Below are 4,704 nucleotides of genomic sequence, written 5' to 3'. Positions count from 1 at the left end.
GGGCGGGGGAGCGCGCCCGGGGTGCTCCGCTCCTCTGCGGCGGCCAGCACGGCCGGCGGGATCATCACGATCGCCGTCGTCCCGTCGTAGGGGGACGGCCGCAGGACCACCTTCACGCCGTGCCGGGCGGCCAGCCGGGCCACCACGAACAGGCCGAGGCGCTCGCTGTCGGCCAGGTCGAACTCGGGCGGCTCGGCCAGCCGCCGGTTGAGCGAGTCCAGCTTGGCCGCCTCCAGGCCGAGGCCGCGGTCCTCGATCTCGAGCGCGTACCCGTTGGCGGCGATCTCGCCGCGCACGAACACACGGGTGCCCGGCGGCGAGAACACCGTGGCGTTCTCGATCAGCTCGGCCACCAGGTGCATCAGGTCGGTGACGGCGGTGCCCTGCACGGTCGGCGCGTGCCGCATCTCGTGCACGGTGACCCGGGTGTAGTCCTCCACCTCGGTCACCGCGCCGCGGACCAGGTCGAAGATCGGCACCGGCTCCCGCCAGCGGCGGCTCGGCGCGGCGCCGGACAGGATGATCAGGTTCTCGGCGTGCCTGCGCATGCGGGTGGACAGGTGGTCGAGCCGGAACAGGTCCTCCAGCGTCTCCGGCTCCTCCTCCCGGTGCTCCATCATCTCCAGCAGGCTGAGCTGGCGGTGCAGCAGCGACTGGCTGCGCCTGGCCAGGTTGAGGAAGACCTGGCCGACGCTGCGGCGCAGGTCGGCCTGGCCGACGGAGGCGCGCACGGCTTCGGCGAGCACCGAGTTGAACGCCTCGGACACCTGGTTGATCTCGGCCGTCTGGCCGGCCGCCAGGGTGGGGGTCTCCTCGGCGGCGTCGACGGTGTCGCCGGCGCGCAGGCGCCGTACCAGATCGGGCAGTCTGTTCTTCGCGACGGCGGTGGCCGACTCCTGCAGGTTGCTCAGTTCACGGACCAGGCGGCGGCCGAACCTGATCGAGACCAGGACGGAGAGCAGGACCGCGATCAGGCCGAGGCCGCTGATCAGCGCGGTCCGGGTGATCACGGCGTTGATCCGGGCCGCGGCGTCCTCGATGGCGCGCTCTTTCGCGGCCACGGTGACGCGTTCCATGGCGGCGCGCACCTCGGCGCCGTCCCGAAGCCACTGCTCCAGCTCGTACGGCAGTTCGCCCGCCGTCGGCACGAACGCGGTGATCCGGTCCTCGCCCGCCACGACCGCGCTGTACACCGGCAGCCCGAAGATCCGGTCCACTTCGGCGCGGAGCGCCGGGCTCAGGTCGCTGTGGCCGCTGCGGAGCAGAAACCTGCGGCTGCTGGACAGCTCGTTGAAGGCCGCGTGGGTGGCCGGCCCGAGGTCCTTCTCCGCGACCGCGTCGCCGATCAGGCTCTCCTCCCTGGCCAGCAGGTCCACCGCCAGTTCGAGCGAGCCGAGCGAGCGGATCTGCGAGTACTGCTCCAGCGAGACGCCCTCGTTGCGGGCCAGGCTGGCCATGAAGCTGTAGATCTCGTCCACCAGGTCGCTGTACACCCGCATCGCGGTCAGGCCGTCGCTGGTGCCGGTGTCCACCGAGCGCCGGGTCGCCGCCAGCGCGTCCAGCTGGGTCATCAGGTCGGCGGTCTGCTCGGGCAGAGCGGCCTGGTTCTGCTCGGCGGTGGCCTGCCGGAACTCGTCCATGGCCTTGTCGGTGGCGGTCCGCCGCACGGTCAGGCTGGCGTGCGCCTCGTCGTCGTTGTCGTGGAGCGCGACAACGCTGAGCCGGCGTTCTTCGCGGATGCTGTTGTTCAGGTCCTCCACGGGGTCCAGATACGAGCTGTATCGGGCCGAGATCCCGCCCAGCGTGGTCGCCTCGCCGATGGCCGTCACCGCCGTGTACGCCCAGATCGCCGTCAGGGACAGGAGCGGGACCACCAGGAGGGAGAACGCCTTGGACCGGATGGTGTCACGTCTGAAACCCATGGCTCTCGTCTCGCTCGGGAGCAGACACGTGTAATCCGAGTCTGCTGGCGCCGTCTTTCAGCGCCCCCGCACGCGCGCGGCAGCGCTGGTTATGCGCCGCCATAATCGAGCAACATAGTTGTCACCGGTCACACTGGCAACTCCGGCGTGAACACTGTTGTGAGAGCGTCCCAACGCTCGGCCCGGCACAGGACGGGCGGCCGGTCGATCGGCGCGGGCAGGGTGACCTCGCGGGGGCCGCGATGGGCCGTTCTGGTCCACACGTCCACCCAGTCGCCCGCGGGCAGATAGCCGGTCACCTGCTCGACACCCGGCTCCACCACCGGGATCACCAGCAGCGCGTCGCCGAGCTGGTACTGGAGCGGATAACGCCAGATCTCGGGATCGGCCGGGTGGTCGAAGAACAGCCCGCGCATCAGTGGCGCGCCGCCGTGGACGGCGGCTTTCGCCGCTTCTGTGAGGTACGGCACGAGCCGCTCGCGCAGCTGGGCGAACTCGCGGAACACGGGGAGCACGCGGGGGTCGCCGGTGCGTTCCGCGATGTTCCACGGGGTGCGGTCGCCGCAGGGTTCGCGGTGGTGGTTGAACTCCGCGTGGTACTGCATGATCGGCATGAAGCAGGCGGTGCCGGCGGCGCGCAGGTAGAGCTCGCCGTCCGGGATCGGGCCGGAGAAGCCGGCGATGTCCCAGCCCCAGTAGACGATGCCGCAGGCCGAGGCGGTGATGCCGGCGGTGATCGAGGAGCGGAACGCGGTCCAGGTGGACGCCTCGTCGCCGGCCCAGAAGACGCCGTGCGCCTGGGAGCCGGTGAAGCCGGCGCGGCTGAAGGTGACCGGGGGCTTGCCGCAGGAGCGGAGCAGGTCGCCGAAGGCGCGGGCGTAGTTGACGGGGACGAGGCCGTTGCCGTCCGAGCCGCGGCGGCCGTCGGCGTAGCGCAGGTCGTGGCCCCAGGCGTGTTCGCCGCCGTCCGTCTTGAAGCCGTCGATGCCCAGGTCTTCGACCAGGTAGCGGCGTTTGGCCGTCCACCAGTCGCGGACTTCGGGGGAGCTGAGGTCGGGCATCAGGGCGAGGGGGAACCACCAGCCTCGGTTGCGGTACGGGCGGCCGTCGGACTCGCGTACGCCGTAGCCCTTCTCGACGAGCTGGCGGGCGTCGACGGCGGCTTGGTGGGTGGGGTGGGGGCGCATCTTCTGCAGGGGGATCTGCCAGAGCAGGACCTTGATGTCCCGGGCGTGGAGTTCGTCGATCATGGCTTTGGGGTCGGGCCAGGGGCCGTCTGCGGGGAAGGTGTAGTCGGTCCAGGTGTGCGGGTCTTCGGTGGGGTCGTATTGGGCGTCGCGGAAGGCGGTGAAGGTGGATTCGTCGCTCCACGCTTCGATCACCAGGACGCCGGCGGGGATGTCGAGGTCGCGGTGCCTGTTCATTTCGGTGAGGACGCGGGCCTGGGTGTTCCATTCGTTGGCGCTCGCCCAGAGGCGGAACACCCAGGGGGGGAGTTCTTCGGGGGCGCCGACGTCTTTGACGAACTGGGCGAGGATCTCGGTGGGGGTGCCGTCGTATCGGCGTGCGGTGAGGTCGCCGGTGGTTTCGGCTTCGACGCGGAGGATGGTGGGGTCGGCGGCGCCGATGTCGAACCAGACGCGGGCGGAGGTCTGCACGTGCCAGGCCCGGCTGCCGTCCGGGCCGATCACGAAGAAGAACGGCATGGGCAGGTAGGTGCGGCCGAACGCGCCCTGGTTCTTGTACTGCTCGAACACCACCGAGTCCGGGGTCCGGCCTCGCTGGTCGACCGCGTCGAACCGTTCGCCGAACCCGACGACGTGTTCGTCGGGTCCGAGCTTCAGGTCGAACCGCACTCGCAGTGGCCTGTCGCCGTCCGCCAGCCAGCGCACGCTGCCGGGCACGATTCCGTCCGCGTGGAGTGTCCCGCCGTTGTCTTGCCAGCTCGCCGCCGTCACCTCGAACCACCGTGAGGTACGGCTCGCGCCTTCGCCGGTGGACGACCGGAATCGGTAGGCGTACCGTGACCCGGCCCGTAGCGCCGGTGTTCGCACCGACCAGGCTCCCGAAGCCGCTCGTGTCGCTCTCGCCTGGGCCGATGCGAGATGCCCGCCGTCGCCCGTGCCCGTGTTCGCGTCGGCGGCGTCCACCTTGCGCATCGGCAGTTCGACGGTCACTCCGTCGGTCGCCCATTCGCATGTGATGACGCTGACCTTGGCCGAGGCCCGGACCCGCAGCTCAACGCTCTCCCCGTCGAGAGGCCGGGCCGGGACACGCTGGTCTTCCGTCTCCGCGTACGGATGTCCGGAACCCATCGGACGATGCCGGATCATGCGATCACTCCCAGTTCATCGGCGAGCATCAAATACATTCCGTGCGACCACAACAGCGGACTGGCCACCGGCCCCCACCGCTCGATCCACTCGTCCCGTCGCTCCGGCGCCAGCAAGCGATCGGAAACCTGCTCCGGCAGTTCCCCGTCGCCATTCGCCTGCGCCGCCATCCACCGCAGATACGCCATGGCTTCCTCCGGCCGTCCCGCCGCCGCATGATTCAGCCCCAGAAACCCCGCCAGCAGCACCCACCTCCCACCCCCGTAAAAGGTGTCCTCCAAATACCGATAAACCCCGAATCCATCCCCCAACGACCGCTCCACGGCCGCAACCGTCCCCACCCCCACCGGATGCTCCACCGAATACAACCCAAACGGCTCCACACAAGCCAACAAACTCCCATCAACCACCCCCACCCCAAGCCACTTGGTGAGGTGGAACTCCCCACC

At 70.0% G+C, this 4,704-nt stretch carries 3 protein-coding genes; all 3 read right to left on the bottom strand.

Annotated elements, in window-relative coordinates:
• The coding region (locus Acor_RS35845; RefSeq protein WP_155341221.1) for a sensor histidine kinase at window positions 1–1,922 on the bottom strand (1,922 nt) is incomplete at its 3' end.
• A 128-nt stretch (window positions 1,923–2,050) separates the two neighbouring features.
• Entirely contained in the window at window positions 2,051–4,255 is a 2,205-nt protein-coding gene (locus Acor_RS43665) for a glycoside hydrolase family 31 protein (RefSeq protein WP_218034690.1), read from the bottom strand.
• Window positions 4,252–4,704, bottom strand: a 453-nt coding sequence (locus Acor_RS43660) for a glycoside hydrolase family 15 protein (RefSeq protein WP_218034689.1), incomplete at its 5' end; no start/stop codon positions are given. The genes Acor_RS43665 and Acor_RS43660, both read right to left, overlap by 4 nt.

This window comes from Acrocarpospora corrugata (assembly GCF_009687845.1).
Classification (GTDB): Bacteria; Actinomycetota; Actinomycetes; order Streptosporangiales; family Streptosporangiaceae; genus Acrocarpospora; species Acrocarpospora corrugata.
Note: the sequence above shows the minus strand (reverse complement) of the source record. Positions and strands in the feature narration are given on the sequence as shown.